Origin of the sequence: Mesorhizobium sp. Primo-A (genome assembly GCF_003997175.1) — a bacterium.
GTDB classification, from domain to species: domain Bacteria; phylum Pseudomonadota; class Alphaproteobacteria; order Rhizobiales; family Rhizobiaceae; genus Mesorhizobium; species Mesorhizobium ciceri.
Window position 1 is genome coordinate 55848 of record NZ_RZTG01000015.1, and the last position, 15124, is coordinate 70971.

13 protein-coding genes are annotated in these 15124 nt (G+C 62.7%); 8 read left to right on the forward strand and 5 right to left on the reverse strand.

What is annotated here, in order from left to right:
* Positions 1-11 precede the first annotated feature (11 nt).
* From EOC83_RS25970 to EOC83_RS25985, 4 genes are all read right to left on the reverse strand, one after another.
* Positions 12-1082, reverse strand: coding sequence for an ABC transporter substrate-binding protein (locus EOC83_RS25970; protein ID WP_024502621.1), 1071 nt, complete (start codon positions 1080-1082; stop codon positions 12-14).
* Complete coding sequence (locus EOC83_RS25975; RefSeq protein ID WP_063167637.1) at positions 1067-1936, reverse strand: ABC transporter permease; 870 nt, start codon at positions 1934-1936, stop codon at positions 1067-1069. The genes EOC83_RS25970 and EOC83_RS25975 overlap by 16 nt, the downstream gene beginning before the upstream one ends.
* Entirely contained in the window at positions 1933-2817 is an 885-nt protein-coding gene (locus EOC83_RS25980; protein WP_063167636.1) for an ABC transporter permease, read from the reverse strand. Before EOC83_RS25980 ends, EOC83_RS25975 begins: the two co-directional genes overlap by 4 nt.
* A gap of 104 nt (positions 2818-2921) precedes the next feature.
* Positions 2922-4202 carry an FAD-dependent oxidoreductase gene (locus tag EOC83_RS25985; protein ID WP_063167635.1) on the reverse strand — a complete coding sequence of 427 codons (1281 nt, stop codon included), beginning with the start codon at positions 4200-4202 and terminating at the stop codon, positions 2922-2924.
* Positions 4203-4439: 237 nt separating this feature from the next.
* Here EOC83_RS25985 and EOC83_RS25990 point away from each other — a divergent pair, with 237 nt between their 5' ends.
* The 6 genes from EOC83_RS25990 to EOC83_RS26015 all read left to right on the forward strand — a co-directional run bounded on the left by EOC83_RS25990 (position 4440) and on the right by EOC83_RS26015 (position 10530).
* Entirely contained in the window at positions 4440-5597 is a 1158-nt protein-coding gene (locus EOC83_RS25990; RefSeq protein WP_063167634.1) for a fumarylacetoacetate hydrolase family protein, read from the forward strand.
* Between the two features lie 76 nt (positions 5598-5673).
* A complete protein-coding gene (locus tag EOC83_RS25995) occupies positions 5674-6219 on the forward strand; it encodes a hypothetical protein (protein WP_064995104.1) in 546 nt (181 codons plus the stop codon).
* Positions 6220-6540: 321 nt separating this feature from the next.
* Positions 6541-7476 carry a substrate-binding domain-containing protein gene (locus tag EOC83_RS26000; RefSeq protein ID WP_063167633.1) on the forward strand — a complete coding sequence of 312 codons (936 nt, stop codon included), beginning with the start codon at positions 6541-6543 and terminating at the stop codon, positions 7474-7476.
* A 114-nt stretch (positions 7477-7590) separates the two neighbouring features.
* Positions 7591-8577, forward strand: a complete 987-nt coding sequence (locus tag EOC83_RS26005; protein WP_013532869.1) for an ABC transporter permease — start codon at positions 7591-7593, stop codon at positions 8575-8577.
* A gap of 3 nt (positions 8578-8580) precedes the next feature.
* Entirely contained in the window at positions 8581-9372 is a 792-nt protein-coding gene (locus tag EOC83_RS26010; RefSeq protein WP_063167632.1) for an ATP-binding cassette domain-containing protein, read from the forward strand.
* A gap of 135 nt (positions 9373-9507) precedes the next feature.
* Positions 9508-10530 (forward strand): LacI family DNA-binding transcriptional regulator, encoded by a 1023-nt coding sequence (locus EOC83_RS26015; RefSeq protein WP_063170185.1) that lies wholly within the window; start codon positions 9508-9510, stop codon positions 10528-10530.
* Positions 10531-10860: 330 nt separating this feature from the next.
* On the opposite strand, the gene EOC83_RS26030 is transcribed toward EOC83_RS26015, so the two are convergent.
* The gene (locus tag EOC83_RS26030; protein WP_013532873.1) at positions 10861-11451 is read right to left on the reverse strand and encodes a TetR/AcrR family transcriptional regulator; all 591 of its coding nucleotides are present in this window, start codon (positions 11449-11451) and stop codon (positions 10861-10863) included.
* Positions 11452-11692: 241 nt separating this feature from the next.
* On the opposite strand from EOC83_RS26030, the gene EOC83_RS26035 reads away from it, so the two are divergent.
* Both EOC83_RS26035 and EOC83_RS26040 read left to right on the forward strand, forming a co-directional pair.
* Positions 11693-11947, forward strand: a complete 255-nt coding sequence (locus EOC83_RS26035; protein ID WP_024502614.1) for a hypothetical protein — start codon at positions 11693-11695, stop codon at positions 11945-11947.
* The gene (locus tag EOC83_RS26040; protein WP_024502613.1) at positions 11941-15117 is read left to right on the forward strand and encodes a multidrug efflux RND transporter permease subunit; all 3177 of its coding nucleotides are present in this window, start codon (positions 11941-11943) and stop codon (positions 15115-15117) included. The genes EOC83_RS26035 and EOC83_RS26040 overlap by 7 nt, the downstream gene beginning before the upstream one ends.
* The last annotated feature ends 7 nt before the right edge of the window (positions 15118-15124 follow it).

The window sequence follows — 15124 nt, forward strand, 5'->3', positions numbered from 1 at the left end:
AAGGGGGAGCTTTATCCCCCCGCCTTCACCTTCTCAAACATCTTGGCGAGGTCGTCATTCTGTTTCATCGGTCCGGTGAAGATGGTGGTCTTCAGCATCACCTCCGGGTCGGACGGCAGCTGCAATTTCTCCAGCTCCTCCTTCGGCACCGCCGCGAAGGCCGAACTGGTCGAGCTGCCATAGCCGTAGGCCTCGATCAGGTATTTGCCGGAATCCGTCTCCAGCCGGCTGTTGATGAAATCATAGGCGAGGTCGACATTCTTGGCGTCCTTGAGCATCACGAAGCCGCAGGCCCAGGTCAGCATGCCCTCCTTGGGCTTCATGAACTCGACCGGCACGCCCTGCTTCTTGAGCGAGGTGGCCGACGCGTTCCAGGTCATGGCGGCGACCAATTGGCCGCTGGCCAGCGCCTGTTCGACGGAGGTCATGTCGGTGGTGTAGTTGGAGAGCAGCGGGCGCTGCTCGCGCAGCTTCTCGGCCACCTTGTCCATTTGCTCCGGCGTCATGTCGAACGGATTGACGCCGGCGAGCAGCGCCGCCACGACAGGCGTGTCATGCACCGCGTCGATCGTCGCCATGCGACCGGCATACTGCTTGTCCCACAAAAGGTTCCAGCTCGCTTCCGGGTTCTTCACCAGATCGGTGCGGTAGAGGATCGAGGTGTTGCCCCAGTCCCACGGCACCATCCAGACCTTGCCGTCGCCAGCCTGCAGGTCTGGCAGGTTCTTGAACACCGGGAAGATCGAGTCCCAGTTCTTGATGCGCTTGGTGTCGATCGGCTGCAGCAGGCCTTCCTTGTTCCAGCGCGCCACCTTGTCATAGCAGGGATGCGCAATGTCGGGTCGGAAGCCGGCCTTGACCTTGGTGAAGGCGTCATCGTCGTCACCGAAGATCGAGGCCTCGACGCCATCGGGATGCGCGGCAAGGAAGCTCTTGTTGAAGTCGGGCAGTTCATAGCCCGACCAGGTGAAATATTGCAGTTTGTCGCCGGCGAAAGCGACGGTCGACGACAGCGCCAGCGCGAACGCCGTCAATCCAGCGCAAACAGTCTTTGCAGAGATCGATTTCAGGTCGAATGCCATTGCAGTTCTCCTCTCTTGGTTTGTTTTGGTTGTGATGGATCCGCAGGCTTTGGCGCCGTGGCGGACAAGCCGCGATGGCGCAGGATTTCAGCTGCTGCAGCGATGACGAAGGACACCGCCAGGATCGAAGTGCCCAGTGCCATCACCGTCGGCAGCGACCGGGGAAAACGCAGCTGGCTCCAGATGTAGAGCGGCAGCGTCGGCTCGGTGCCGGCCAGGAAGAACACGACGATGAATTCATCGAAGGAGATCAGGAAGGCCAGCATGAATGCCGAGACGATGGCCGGCAGGCTGAGCGGCAGCATGACCCGCCGGAAGGTCGTCCAGTCGGAGGCGCCGAGATCGAGTGCCGCCTCGCGAATGGTTTTCGGGATGGCGGCGAAGCGGCTGCGCATGATCACCACGGTCGTCGGCAGCGCCACCAATATATGGCCGAGAACGATGGCGACGCGCGATGGCCCCAGACCAACGAGGTTGATGAGGATCAGCAGCGATATGCCGACGATGACGCCCGGGATCAGGATCGGCAGCCTTGCGATGGCGCTGATGGTGGCGGCCAGCGGCGAGCGGCCGTAGAGGTCCATGTAGGATACGGTTATGCCGCACAGCGTCGCACCCGTGGCGGCGAAGGCGCCGATGGCGAGGCTGTTCAAGAGTGCACCGGTCAGCGCCGAATTGCCGAACAGCGTCGCGTACCATTGCAAGGTAAAACCTTGCAGCGGAAACGCTGCCTGGATCGAGTTGTTGAAGGAAAACAGCGGGATCAGCAGCACCGGCAGATAGAGAAAGACCAGATAGGCGGCGATATACATGCCGAGCCAGCGGCCACCTCCGTGCGTGCGTGCAGTGCTCATGTGCGGCTGCCAAATCTGCGGTCGGCGAAGCGCGCGACCAGCACCACGCACAGGATGACCAGCATGACGGCGACGGAGAGTGCTGCGCCAAACGGCCAGTCATTGGCCTTGCCGAATTGCGCCTGGATCAGCGTGCCGATCATGGTGCTGGCCGGGCCGCCGACGAGCGCCGGCGTGACATAGTCGCCGACCGTCGGCACGAAGACGACGAGGGCTGCCGCCAGCACGCCCGGCATCGAATTGGGCAGCACGATCCGGCGGAAAGAGGTGAATGGCCGCGCGCCGAGATCGGAAGCGGCCTCGATCAGCGATTTCGGGATGGTGTCCAGCGCCACGTAGATCGGCAGGATGGCGAAAGGCGCATAGGCGTGCGCCAGCGTGACGACGACGGCGGCCGGCGTGTTGAGAAAGGCCAATGTCGGCTCGGACCAGATGCCGCTTTCGATCAGCGCCGAGTTCAAAACGCCATTGTAGGCGAGCACGATCTTCCAGGCGAAGACGCGCAGGAGATAGCTGGTCCAGAACGGCAGCGTCACCAGGAACAGCAGCAGGCCGCGCCGCCGGCCGGTATGGAAGGCAAGGTAGTAGGCGACGGGATAGGCAGTGACGACCGTCGCCAGCGTGACCAGAGCGGCAATGATCAGCGAGCGCAGCGTCACCGTCCAGTACAGCGGATCGGACACCACGGTGACGAAGTTCGCGACGGTGAAACCGGCGCCGAGCAGCGAACCGTCATTGCCGCGGAAGGCGAGGAAAAGCACGAGGCCAAGCGCAAACAGGATCAGCAGGAAGGTGACCAGCGCGCCCGGCAGCAGCATGGCGACCCGGAAGCCCTGGGAAGACCGGGCCTCTGGCGCTGATGTTGCAACTAGGGTCGACATCGACCTGCCTATTGGAAATTTGAAATTGGCCTAGAGTTTTTCATATCCATGAAACTGTCAAGCAGAATCCCCTAACGGAACTCCAAGGAGATAAAGCGCCCTGGTCAGCGCTCCAACGCATCGAGCAGGCGATACCAGGCGATGGTCGCGGCGACGCCGACCTGGCGGAAGGCGTGAAACGGGATCGGCCGGATCGGCGAGACCGGGAAAGGCAATTGCCTGGCGTCGCCACTTTGGAGGTAGCCGGCGATGCGCTCGCCAAGCGCAGTCATCAGGCCGACACCACGACCCTGGCAGCCGACCACGGCGAGCAGGCCTTTCTCCGGCTCGTGGATGTGCGGCAGGTGGTCCGGCGTCATCGCAACCCGGCCGAACCAGCGCTTCTCGATGGGAACGCCGGACAGCGAGGGATAGAGCCGTACCAGCGCACGCTCGAGATGCGCCCAGTCGCCGGCGCTCGTCGGCAGCGCCATGCGGCCCCGTCCGCCAAGCACCAGCCGGCCGTCGGCGCTCTTGCGGTAGTAGACGAGGATGCGCCTGGAGTCCGACACCGCCTGCCCTTCCGGCAGGATCGTGGCCGCCAGATTGGACGGCAGCGGCGCTGTGGCGATCTGAAAGGAATGCAGCGGCACGATCGTCTGGGCGAGACCGGGGATCAGACCGTCCGTATAGGCGTTTGTCGCCAGCACGACCGCCTTTGCCTGCAATTCCAGGCCATTTTCGATCAAAATACGCCAAACACCGGCGGCATTGGCGAGCCGCACGACCCTTTGGCGCTCTGCTATCCTCACGCCAGTCGCGGTCCCGACCCGGGCAAGTTCAGACGTGTAGGCGAGCGGATCGATCACACCGGCGCGGCGGTCGAGCCAGCCGCCGAGATAACCCTGTGCGCCAGTCCTGGCTGCGGTCTCCGCTGCGTTCAGCAACCGGACGTCGGCACCGCGCGCGTGCCATTGCCGGTCGCGGTTCGTCGCCGCCTTCAGCGCGGCCTCGGTGTGCGCCGCCTGGATCCAGCCATTTCGAACGAACGGCACCGCCAGATTCTCGTCGCGGATCAGCTCGAACACCGCGTTGGCGGTCGACGCCGCGAAATTGACAAGCGCCTCGCCGCGCTCCGGGCCAAAATGCTCCAGCAACCATTCCGGATCGTATTTCAGGCCGGGAATGACCTGGCCGCCATTCAAGCCTGATGCGCCCTGGCCGATCTCGCCGGCGTCCAGCACCTGCACCGACAGGCCAAGCCGGGCGGCATGCAAGGCAGTCGACAAGCCCATGATGCCACCGCCAATGATGGCGAGATCGACCCGTTCGCCATTGGGAAGCGATTGAAACGTGGAAGCTGCCTGCGGCCTGCGCCAGATGGGATCGGAGAATGCTGTCGCCAAGGGTCACCTGAATGCGCTGCGATTGGTGAAAATCCTAGTCAGAATTTCACAATTTTGAAAGAGCACCATGGCTTTCGCCTGTGGACTGCCGCCGAGACGACCGGAGACCCAGAGTTCCGATCGCCTGCGACGGGATAGACCTTTGACGGGAATCCGGTGAAAGTGCCACGCCGATCCGGCTAGCCCACATTGTCGATCACTTCACCACATTGCCGATCACTAAGAGGACAGAGCGCCATGACGAACCCGACCCACCTGCCCAGCGAGGGCCTTTTTGTCGGACGCGCCAGAAGCAGCGGTGCTGCATACCCGCTGGTCGTCACGGTTCGCGATGGCACGGTCTTCGACATCACCTCGCGTACGGCACCGACCATGCGCGACCTTTGCGAGATGGCCGACCCGGCTGGGCATGTCCGCTCGGCCGAAGGCAGACCGATCGGTTCGCTCGATGACATCGCCGCCAACAGTTTTGAAACCGGGCGCGATCCAGCAAAACCCTACCTGCTCTCCCCGGTCGACCTGCAGGCGGTCAAGGCATCGGGCGTCACCTTCGTCGTCAGCCTGCTGGAACGGGTGATCGAGGAACAGGCGCGTGGTTCGGCTGAAAAAGCCGATGCCATCCGCGCCGACATTGCCGGACTGATCGGCCACGACCTGTCGAAGCTGAAGCCCGGTTCGCCCGAAGCGATGGAGATCAAGGCCAAGCTGATTTCGCGCGGCGCCTGGTCGCAATATCTGGAAGTGGGCATCGGCCCCGATGCCGAGATCTTCACCAAGTGCCAGCCGATGGCCTCGGTGGGCTTCGGCGCCGATGTCGGGCTGCACCCGGTGTCGACCTGGAACAATCCGGAACCCGAGATCGCCATGATCGCCGCCTCCAGCGGCAGGATCGTCGGCGCCACTATCGGCAACGACGTCAATCTGCGCGACGTCGAAGGGCGTTCGGCGCTGCTGCTCGGCAAGGCCAAGGATAACAATGCCTCGGCCTCACTTGGCCCCTTCATCCGCCTGTTCGACGAGAAATTCTCCATCGATGACGTCAAGCGTGCCGTCGTGCGCCTGAAAGTCGAGGGCGAGGACGGGTTCTCGCTGGAGGGCGCAAGCTCGATGGCCGAGATCAGCCGCTCGCCGGAGGAACTGGTCGCCGCGGCCATGGGGCCGCACCACCAGTATCCGGACGGGCTGGCGCTCTATCTCGGCACCATGTTCGTTCCGTCCAAGGATCGCGGCGAGAAGGGCAAGGGTTTTACCCACAAGGTCGGCGACATCGTCACCATCTCGTCGGAAAAATTCGGCGCGCTGGTCAACCGCGTGCAGCTGTCGCCAGACTGCCCGCACTGGACCTACGGCGCCAGCCATCTGATGCGGGAGCTGGCGAAGGCCGATCTTATTTAGCCAAGCCTTGGCCCAGGGCCACCATCAACGCAATGTTGGCGCCTTATTACTCGTGACCTCGTCGGACTGGAATCCAATGACGATACTTGATGTTCGCCGGCACACCATGAGGCGCAAGCCTGGCGCGCACCTTTCTCGAGAAGGAATCGAACTAGCGCGGTTTGTAGCCCAAGGGGCTGACTCTTATGAACTTGTTGTCACAAGCGAAATTCCACGGGCAATCGAAACCGCAATTGCGATGGGTTTCGAAGTAAATGAGTTGATTGCCGAACTTGGAATTCTTCCCAAAAATATACTCGAAACGATCTCGTGGCCGAGCCCGTTGGCGGAGGTAGAACGTGTACTCCGATCGGACGTAGACTGCATTGCATTTGCTAACACCCAAGTGCGACTGTGGACGAGCATAGCTGCCCGAGTTCCCAACGAAGCGACGGGCTTATTGGTGACGCACGGTGGGATCATCGATCTCGGCGTTGTCGCGTTCCTGATGGCCAGCAAACGTCCTATCGAGGGAGAAGCCATCGGATACTGCGAGGGGCTCCGACTAGAGTTCACCAGCGGAAGACTCACCAATGCCGAAATGCTGCGAGTGCCCGAGCATCTGCATTTGTCGGATACCTAACGGAACAAATCGCCTTGCTCGCCTGGCGGCCGATCGGCTGTGGAGCAACCTGCGCGCCGACCATGACGAGGACTATCTGCTCGGCTAGCCTCGACACCAATTATCCGACAGTCGGAAAATCACCTCAACTGATGCAATCTGATGGGACGGCTGATGACGCCCCGTCAGGCGCCCACTACACCTGCAGATGGAGGCCTGGCAGATGGAGGCTTGCCATCCGTCGAAAAAGGGGATGCTCTGACGCATCCGATCGGCGCTGGCAAAAGACGCAAAACAAGGGACGGATTTTGAACTGACGATCTACAAACGGGAGGAAATCAAATGCTGACACGGCTAAGACGCGTTCTATACGGCCTGTTGGTGGCGCTGATGGTGGTACCAGCAGCGGCACAGGCCAAGACGTTCTACTGGATTTCGCATGGCGGTCCGGCCGATCCGGTCTGGACCTACTTCCTGGCCGGCGCCAAGCAGTGGGCCAAGGACACCGGCAACACGGTCAACACCTCGTTCCACAACGGCGATGTCGCCTCGCAGCAGGAAGCGGTTCGCGCCGCCCTCTCCGCCAAGGCCGATGGCATCGTCACCACGAGCCCCGATCCGGGCAGCCTGATCGAGATCGTCAAGGAAGCGCGTGCGGCGAAAGTGCCGATCATCAATTTCAACACGCCTGATCCGAAAGCCGATTTCAACGCCTATGTCGGCGGCGACAATGTCACCTTCGGCAAGCATTGGGCACAGTATCTGGTCGACAAGGGCCTGGTGAAGAAGGGCGACTTCGTCTGGATGCCGGTCGAAATCCCCGGCGCCACCTATGGCGTGCAGGAAGAGGAAGGCATCAAGAGCGTCTTCGAGCCGCTCGGCATCACGTATGAAATCACGGAAGCGACGCTTGATCAGGCTGAAGTGATCAACCGCATGGTCGACTACCTCACGGCGAACAAGGCCAAGGTCAAGGCGATCATCGGCCTAGGCGACCTCGTCACCGGCTCGATCAAGCGGGTGTTCGACCAGGTCGGCATCAAGCCGGGCGAAATCCCGGTCGTCGGCTGGGGCAATTCGCTCGACACCACCCAGGAAGTGCTGAACGGCTATGTCAATGCCGGCCAGTGGCAGGACCCGCAGGCGACCAGCTATGTCGCGCTTTCGCTGGCCAATATGGCCGCCGGCGGCATTCCTCCGGGCTTCAACGTCATCACCGGCGCGCTCTATGAAAAAGACACCGCGCAGATCTACGACGACATCCTGTCCGGCAAGTAACATCCAATCTCAACAGTCGCGGCCGCCCAACGGTCGCGACTGGCTCTCCATTTCGCCGAGCCCTTCGCACGCGATGTGCAACGCTCAGCCTTCCACTCATGTCGCGGATTGCCTGTGGAAAATCATTCGCTCGTCCCACGCCTGATCGCACGGCCGGAATTCGGCCCTTTCGTGCTGCTCGTCGTCGAGATCGCCGTTTTCTGGAGTTTCAACCACGACTTCCTGTCGCCGCAGAACATCTCCAACACGCTGGCTTTCACGGTCGAGCTCGGCCTGATCGCGCTGGCGATGACGCTGTTGATGACGTCCGGCGAGTTCGACCTCTCGGTCGGCTCCCTGTTCGGCTTCTCGCCGGTCTTGATGTGGACCCTGTTCAACAGCGGCCTGACCTCGCTCGAAGCCGGCTTTGTCGCCGCGCTGCTGGTCGCCGCCTTCATCGGGCTGGTCAATGGCTGGTTCGTGACGCAGCTCAAGATCCCATCCTTCCTGGTGACGCTCGGCATGCTGCTGGTGGTGCGCGGCACCGCCCTTTTCGTCACCGACGGTTTTCCCCAGCGCACCTGGAGTGCGGAGGGCAGTTGGCTGGCGGAAGCGCTGGTCGGCGACTTCTTCATCGGCCCGTTCCGCATCTACATGTCACTGTTCTGGTTCATCGCCGCGGCGATCGCGCTCGGCTACGTACTGACGCAAAGCCGCACCGGCAACTGGATCCAGGCGGCCGGCGGCAACCCGAGCGCGGCGCGGGCGCGCGGCGTCAATGTCAGCGGGGTCAAGATCGGCCTGTTCGTGCTGTCGTCGGTCATGGCCTCGCTTGCCGGCGTCATCTCTTCGTTGCGCACGTCCGCCGCCAACCCCAACAGCGGTACCGGCTATGAGTTGGAAGTCATCGCCATGGTGGTGATCGGCGGTACCGCACTTACCGGCGGGCGCGGCACGATCATCGGCACCGTGCTCGGCATCCTGATCCTGCGTGTGATGCGCAACGGCATCGTGCTGATCGGCGTGCCTGGTCTTGCCTATAACATCTTCATCGGTGCCATCATCCTCGGCATGATGGCACTGCATTCATGGCTGGAACGCCGGCATCAGGCGGGGACTTGAACCATGGCCGAGCCACTGATCCGCATGACGAACATCCGCAAGTCCTACGGCCGCGTGCAGGCGCTGGAGGATGCCAATTTCCATGTCAATGAACGGGAGATCGTCGGCTTGCTTGGCGACAATGGCGCCGGCAAGTCGACGCTGATCAAGGTGCTTTCGGGTGCCGTTCCGCTGACCAGCGGCGATATCTTCATCCGTGGCAAGAAGGTGAGCCTGCGCAGCACCAGCGACGCCATCGCCCATGGCATCGAGACGATCTACCAGGACTCCGCACTGGTCACGCAACTGTCGATCGCCCGCAATCTGTTCCTCGGGCGCGAGCCGATCAAGCCGCCGCGCTTCCTCAACCGGATGGACCAGGAGGCGATGAACACGGTTGCCCGCGATTTGCTCAAGCAGGTCGGCATCACGAAGAACATCCCGCCGACGACGCCGATCGGTTCGCTTTCCGGCGGCGAGCGTCAGGCGGTGGCGATCGCGCGCGCCATGCATTTCGACAGCGACCTGATCATCCTCGACGAGCCGACCAACAATCTCGGCGTCGCCGAAACACAGGGCGTGCTGAGTTTCGTGCGCAGCGCCCGCGATTCCGGTCACTCCTGCATTTTCATCGCCCACAACATCCACCATGTCTTCCAGGTGGTCGACCGCATCGTCGTCATGCGCCGGGGCAAGGTGGTCGCCGACGACATCGACCCGAAGACGACCAGCGTGGCGGAGGTAGAGCGGATCATCACCGGCATGTCGGACAAGGAAATCCGCGATGCCATCACCGATGGCAAGCCGTCGCACTGACTGTCGGGTGATGGCGGCAATCACCGCTGCCTCAGATCGCATCGCTTGTCTGGCGCGGCATCGCAGGGCGCATAGGTAGCGGCATGAAAGCCACCGTCTCGGATATTGCCCGCAATGCGGGCTGTGGGTAGCGGCATGAAAGCCACCGTCTCGGATATCGCCCGCAATTGCGGGCTGTCGACCGCAACGGTCGACAGGGTGCTGAACAACCGGCCGGGTGCGAGTGCGGCCAACCGCCAGCGCGTCATGGAGGCGGCCAAGCAACTCGGCTACCTGCCGGTCGCCGATCAGGTGACGCTGCCCTCGCGGCCCGCCCACCTCGAATTCCTGCTGCCGATCGGCAGCAATGCCTTCATGCGCGATCTCGCCGGGCATATCGAGGACTACGCCGCGCGTCTGCCGCTTGTCGCCTCGTGCCGGATCCACAATCTCGCCGGTATCTCGCCGAACGCGCTGCAGAGCGCTGTCGAAAACCTGTCGCTCAGGGCCAATGGCGTTGGCGTGATCGCTGTCGATCATCCGCGTACGCGCAACATCCTGCGCGACATCGTCGAAGCCGGCATGCGTGTGGTGACGCTGGTGTCCGATGTTCCGACGGCACCGCGCGCGGCCTATGTCGGCATCGACAACCGGGTGGCGGGACGAACGGCGGCGCTGCTGATGGGACGCTTCCTTGGCGGCCGCACCGGCCATCTGGCGATGGTCGTCGGCTCACGTTCCTATCGCGGCCACGAGGAACGCGAGATGGGTTTCCGCTCGGTGCTCAATGAGGAGTTTCCCAATCTGACCGTCAGCAGCGCCGTCGAGATCAACGACGAGCCCGATGCCAGCTACACCGAGACCATGAAGGCACTGCACGACGAGCCAGAGTTGCTCGGCATCTATTGCGTCGGAGCTGGACATTCGGGCGTTGCAAAGGCGATCCGCGAGGCCAGGCCGAACCGCAAGCCGGTGTTCATCTGCCACGACCTGACCAAGGACACGCGCGGTCATCTCGTCGACGATCTCGCCGATGTCGTCATCGACCAGAATGCGCGGCTGATCGCCGAGCAGTCGGTCATTCGCCTGCTCGGCTCGATTGCCTCCTCCGCACCCTATCTGACGCGCAAGTTCATCGAACCGCGCTTGATCTTCAGGGAAAACGTGCCGGTGCAGTGAAGCAGGCGGCCTGCAAAAATGCCTGTTGCCGGATTTGTATGATAATTGGCACGGCAAATCTGCACAGCAGCTATGCAAGTTTCTTTGTTGCCGAATCGTTGGGCAACTCGTAGGTTCTGGTTGTCGGCCATCTACTCCTCCCAGATGCGATGCCGACGCTGAATGGGGTGCACCTCCTCCCGCGCCACATTCGAAAATCGAGCCCGCTGCCACCTCCTCCCGGCAGCGGGCTTTTTTCGTTTGGCCGCCGGAGTTTCCATACCGCCTGGGTCAACGGCGTACGCGGCCCTCCGTCATAGAGCCGTAACCCGCCAACAATCGTGGCGAATCTCAACCGGCGGCAGCGCCCCGGAACGAAACGATCAGCCCTTCGGCCATGCGCACGAACTGGGTGCTCGGACCTTCGGTACCCACGGTCTGCACGCTGACACGCGCGCCCTCGAACAACAGCGACAGCGTATCGGCGAGCAGTTCGGCCTGACCAATGCCGGCATCCCGACATAGCGTCACAAGGCGCGCGCGCTGGGCTTCCTTGAGCTCCTTGATCACCAGCCTGGCCGGATGGTCCGGCTCGGTCAGCTCAGCGGCGGCGTTGGCCATGTCGCAGCCGCGGCCGTCCGCATTGAGCATGGCAGCCGCCTTGCGAACCCAGGCATGCAGTTGGGCAAGCTTGTCACCAGGGAATTCGGCCTCGAATGCTTCCCACATAGCGCCGGCCTTGGCCGCATTGGCGCGCAGGCATTCGACGATCAGTTCGTCCTTGGATTCGAAGTGACGATAGAGCGTCATCTTGTTCGTGCCGGCAGCTTCGGTGATGGCGTCGACGCCGACGCCCTTGATGCCATGCTTGTGGAACATGTCGCGTGCCGTCTCCAGGATCCGATCCCGGGGACGAGAGCGCTCCACGATGCCGTCTGCCATCATGATCTCCTTTCGTTTCCAAAAAACCCTCGGCCACCTCTTGACTAGGGTGTTACCGGTCTGTAACTTCCAGAATGTTACTTACTGGTAACACCTATATCGTCCACCGTCAATAACAAGGCCGTGAACGGCCCTGCCAGACGAGAGGGGCGAGAAACTGCCAATCATGCGGCCTCGGCCGGTGAAGAGATGAAAACGGTTCGCGAGCACGGGCTGCGAATCGACAGACAAGGAGCCGGCCATGCCACAGCGCCGCGATCTTACCATAGATGAAGCCGTCCGGGATCCGATGATCCGGCTGGTCATGAAAGCCGATGGCGTCGACCCGCGCGCCTTCGAGACGATGTTGCGCTCGCTCGCCGATACGCAGCGTGGCGAGGTGCCGTTGCTGCGTTCGCGGGACGGCCTCGGTGACAAGCGCGGCCAAAGGCTGTCCAGGGTTGCCAGCGCCTTCGGGCGGGCAACAGCAGCCGGAGAGGCGTGCGTGTCGTGGTAAACTTTTTCATTCACCGTCCGATCTTCGCCTCGGCGATCGCCATCATCATGGTGCTCGCCGGGTCGATTTGTTATTTCCTGCTGCCCGTCTCGCAGTTTCCCGACATCACGCCGCCGCAGGTCGTGGTCAGCGCCCATTATCCGGGCGCCAGCGCACAAGTGGTGGCCGACACGGTGACGACGCCGCTGGAGCAGCAGATCAACGGCGTGCAGGGCATGACCTACATGTCGTCGACGAGTTCCAATGACGGCTCCTCGACCATCACCATCACCTTCGATGTCGGCTATTCGCTGAGCACCGCCGCCGTCGACGTGCAGAACCGCGTCTCGCAGGCCGCCTCGTCGCTGCCGGCGATCGTCAACCAGGGCGGCGTGACGATCAAGAAGCAGAATCCGAACTTCGTCCTGATCGTCAACCTGACTTCGCCCGACAGTTCGGTCGATCCGGTGGCGCTGAGCAACCTTGCCTATCTGCAGGTGGTCGACCCGCTGAAGCGGCTGCCCGGCGTCGGCGACGTGCAGATCTTCGGCGAGCGGCGCTATTCGATGCGCGTCTGGCTCGATCCCGACAAGCTCGCCAATCTCGGCATCACCGCCGTCGATGTGCAAAACGCCATCGCCGAACAGAACGTCCAGGTGGCGGCCGGCAAGATCGGCCAGTCGCCGGCACCCGCCGGCACCGCCTTCGAGATGCAGGTCAACGCCGTCGGCCGCTTGAGCGATCCCAAGGAATTCGGCGACATCGTCGTGCGCGCCAACACCGATACCGGCTCGCTGGTCAGGCTGCGCGACGTCGCCCGCATCGAACTCGGCGCGCTGCAATATTCGTCGTCTGCCTTCTTCGGTAAAGACCCGACCGTGGTGCTTGCCGTTTACCAGATGCCCGGCTCCAACGCGCTCGATCTGCAGCAGCGCGTCAAGGACAAGATGCAGGAGCTGTCGGGCCGTTTCCCGAAGGGCGTGTCCTATGCGATGCACTACGACACCACCCGTTTCGTCTCGGCGTCGATGCATGACGTGCTGATCACGCTCGGCGAAGCGCTGGTGCTGGTCGTCGCCGTGGTGTTCCTCTTCCTGCAAAGCTGGCGCACGACGATCATCCCGACCATCGCCATTCCGGTGTCGCTGGTGGCGACGCTGGTCGTCATGGAGATGCTCGGCTTCTCGCTCAACATGCTCTCCCTGCTCGGCATGGTGCTGGCGATCGGCCTCGTCGTCGACGACGCCATCGTCGTGGTCGAGAATGTCGAACGACAGCTGGAGGCCGGGCTCAAACCGCTTGCGGCGACCAAGGCCGCAATGACCGAGGTCACCGGCCCGATCATCGCCACCACCGCGGTGCTGATGGCGGTGTTCGTGCCGGTCGCCTTCATTCCCGGCGTCTCCGGCAAGCTCTACAACCAGTTCGCACTGACGGTGGCGATCTCCGTCGGCATCTCCGCCTTCAACTCGCTGACGCTGAGCCCCGCGCTCAGTGCCGCCTTCCTGCGGCATCGCGGCGAAACGCAGTTCGCCCCGTTCCGCTGGTTCAACACCGGCTTCGACAGGCTGTCGCACGCCTATGCCAATGGTGTGCGCATCCTCATCCGTTTGCGCTGGATCATGCTCGGCCTGTTCGCGGCGGGGCTGGTCGCCACCTACTTCGTCTGGCAGCGCCTGCCCTCGACCTTCCTTCCGGTCGAGGACCAGGGCTATTTCTTCGTCGTCATCCAGTTGCCCGACGGCGCATCGCTGGAACGCACCGACGCGGTGGCGCAGAAGGCACGCGACATCCTGCAGGCGACGCCCGGCGTCGACATCGTCGGCTCGATCAGCGGCCTGAACTTCCTGACCAGTGCCGCGCAATCGAATTCGGCGGTCGAATTCGCCATCCTGAAGCCATGGGAGGAGCGGGGCCCCGACCAGAGCGCATCGAAGCTCGTCGCCGATGTGCGCGGCAAGCTGATGCAGATCCCGGAAGCCTTCGCGCTGAGCTTCGATCCGCCGTCGATCCCCGGTATCGGCACGACGGGCGGCTTCGAATTCGTCGTCGAGGATCTGACCGGCCGCGGCAGTTCAGCCCTCAACGATGCGACGCAAGCCGTGATCGCCGAGGCGCGCAAGCAGCCGGAAATCAACCCGCAGCAGCTGTTCTCGCCGTTCTCGACCTCGACGCCACAGTTCAACTACGACCTCGACCGCAGCAAGGCCAAACTGCTCGGCCTCAACCTGCCCGATGTCTTCAACACGCTGCAGATCTATCTCGGCTCGCTCTACGTCAACGACTTCAACCTGTTTGGCCGCACCTTCCGGGTGACCATCCAGGCCGACAAGGATGCACGTGCAGGTGCCGCCGACATTTCGCGGCTCTATGTGCGCAATGCCTCCGGCGGCATGGTGCCGCTCTCGACGCTGGGCAAACTCGTGCCCTTCGTCGGCCCGGAGACCGTGCCGCACTACAACAACAATGCCTCGGCCTCGATCAATGGCGGCGCCGCACCGGGCTTTTCCTCCGGCCAGGCGGTTGCCGCCATGGAACGGGCCGCTGCAACCGCGCTGCCAAGGGATTTCGGTTTCGAATGGACCGGCATCACCTTCCAGGAGCTCAAGGCAGGATCGATCGCGTCCGTCGTCTTCGGCCTCGCCATTGTCTTCGTCTTCCTGATCCTGGCGATGCAGTATGAGAGCTGGGCGATGCCGTTCATGGTGCTGTTGGCGGTGCCACTGGCCCTGTTCGGCGCCTTCGCAGCGTTGTTGCTGCGTGGCATGCAGATCGACGTCTACTCGCAGATCGGCTTCGTCATGCTGATCGGCCTGGCGGCCAAGAATGCGATCCTGATCGTCGAATTCGCAAGGCGACGGCGCGAGGAAGGCCTCAGCATCGTCGACGCGGCGATGGAGGCGGCACGGCTCAGGCTGCGGCCGATCCTGATGACGGCCTTCGCCTTCATCCTCGGCGTGCTGCCGCTGATGTTTGCGACCGGCGCCGGTGCGGCAAGCCGGCAGTCGATCGGCACCACCGTGTTCGGCGGCATGGTCGCGGCGACCATCCTGTCGCTGGTGTTCGTGCCGGTGTTCTACGCGGTCATCGAACAGCTGCGTGAACGCCGCGGCAAAGACGAGCCCACCTCTCAAGACAATGAACCAACTGCTGAGCACGCTTTACCGCCCCTGGCGGAAGCGGCCGAATAAGATTGGA

Excerpts from the sequence above, each read along its gene's own strand:
- EOC83_RS25970 (WP_024502621.1), bottom strand. The coding sequence starts at position 1,082 with ATGGCATTCGACCTGAAATCGATCTCTGCAAAGACTGTTTGCGCTGGA.
- EOC83_RS25975 (WP_063167637.1), bottom strand. The coding sequence starts at position 1,936 with ATGAGCACTGCACGCACGCACGGAGGTGGCCGCTGGCTCGGCATGTAT.
- EOC83_RS25980 (WP_063167636.1), bottom strand. The coding sequence starts at position 2,817 with ATGTCGACCCTAGTTGCAACATCAGCGCCAGAGGCCCGGTCTTCCCAG.
- EOC83_RS25990 (WP_063167634.1), top strand. The coding sequence starts at position 4,440 with ATGACGAACCCGACCCACCTGCCCAGCGAGGGCCTTTTTGTCGGACGC.
- EOC83_RS25995 (WP_064995104.1), top strand. The coding sequence starts at position 5,674 with ATGACGATACTTGATGTTCGCCGGCACACCATGAGGCGCAAGCCTGGC.
- EOC83_RS26000 (WP_063167633.1), top strand. The coding sequence starts at position 6,541 with ATGCTGACACGGCTAAGACGCGTTCTATACGGCCTGTTGGTGGCGCTG.
- EOC83_RS26010 (WP_063167632.1), top strand. The coding sequence starts at position 8,581 with ATGGCCGAGCCACTGATCCGCATGACGAACATCCGCAAGTCCTACGGC.
- EOC83_RS26015 (WP_063170185.1), top strand. The coding sequence starts at position 9,508 with ATGAAAGCCACCGTCTCGGATATCGCCCGCAATTGCGGGCTGTCGACC.
- EOC83_RS26030 (WP_013532873.1), bottom strand. The coding sequence starts at position 11,451 with ATGGCAGACGGCATCGTGGAGCGCTCTCGTCCCCGGGATCGGATCCTG.
- EOC83_RS26035 (WP_024502614.1), top strand. The coding sequence starts at position 11,693 with ATGCCACAGCGCCGCGATCTTACCATAGATGAAGCCGTCCGGGATCCG.